Origin of the sequence: Bacillus sp. JJ1474 (assembly GCF_036965225.1) — a bacterium.
Taxonomy (GTDB): domain Bacteria; phylum Bacillota; class Bacilli; order Bacillales; family Cytobacillaceae; genus Cytobacillus.
Genome location: NZ_JBALPC010000228.1, coordinates 1,799 through 3,149 on the forward strand (window position 1 = coordinate 1,799; position 1,351 = coordinate 3,149).

Genomic DNA, 1,351 nt, shown 5'->3' on the forward strand with positions numbered 1-1,351 from the left:
CTTTAATAGAGAGCAAGTAAAAGCTTCTGGTTATAGTGAAGACGTTTTACCAACAAAGGAAGAAGAAAGAAAATGGGGCATAGGAAACTTTTTTACCATTTGGATGGGCTCTGTTCATAACATTCCAAACTATATTGCTATTGGTGGCCTTTTTGCATTAGGCTTGTCAGTTAGCCAAGTTTTTTTAGCCATCATGGTTGCTTCCATTATTATTGCTGCAGTGCTAGTTCTAAATGGTCATGCTGGATCAAAGTACGGCTTGCCATTTGCAATGTTATTGCGCTTATCATATGGAAATAAAGGTGCAATGATTCCAGGAGTATTAAGAGGAGTGATAGCTGCAATCATGTGGTTCGGATTTCAAACGTACGCAGGTAGCCAGGCATTATCGATCTTAATTGGAAAACTTTGGCCTACATATTTAACATTAGGTGGAGATTGGAACTTATTAGGTTTATCATTGCCAGCTTTGATTTCATTTTTACTATTCTGGTTATTCAATGTGGCATTAATATACGGAGGAATAGGGTTTTTAGGAAAATTCGCAAAAATCCTTTCACCCCTTGTTTACATCGTTTTTATTGGAATGGCCATTTGGGCTATTAACTTAGCCGGCGGGATTGGACCTATACTAGCTTATACTGGATCGGGATTTCACGGAAATAAACTGATTATCTTTTTCGCGGCTGTAACAGCAGTAATTGCAGCATGGGCAGCACCGATTGTAAACGTTTCAGATTTCACAAGGATGGCTCGCTCAACGAAGGAACAAGCAATTGGACAAACAGTCGGGCTCGTTGTAGCGTACTTATTATTTGCAGTGGCGAGCATCGCAATTATTGTCGGATCTGAAATTGCTTTCGGAACTCCGATCTGGAACGTACTTGATGTTGTTGCTCGTTTTGAAGGAACGTTTGCAATCGCTATTTCAGTTCTTACTTTATGCTTAACGACTTTATCAGTAAACGTAACAGGTAATATTGTTCCAGCTGGTTACCAATTAGCATCTTTATTTCCAAAAAAACTGACTTTCAAAACGGGTGCCATGATTGCAGCTGTCATCGGAATTCTAGTTATGCCGTGGAAGCTTATGGAAAATGCAACAAGTATTTTTACCTTTTTAAATATTATTGCCGGAATATTAGCTCCAGTAACAGGGGTCATGTTAGCTCAGTATTTTGTCATATCCAAAACGAATATTGACTTGAACGAATTATATGCAAAAAACGGCCAATACAATTATAGAAATGGGTTTAATATAAATGCCATCGTAACAACGATTATAGCAGGTGTTATTTGTTTGATTGGGAATTTCATACCATTTCTAAAGCCGCTTTACGATATTTCTTGG

1 protein-coding gene is annotated in these 1,351 nt (G+C 38.1%); it reads left to right on the top strand.

The window, feature by feature from the left end; all coding sequences use genetic code 11:
* The coding region (gene allW / locus V7164_RS22830) for an allantoin permease (RefSeq protein ID WP_335355311.1) at positions 1-1,351 on the top strand (1,351 nt) is incomplete at both ends.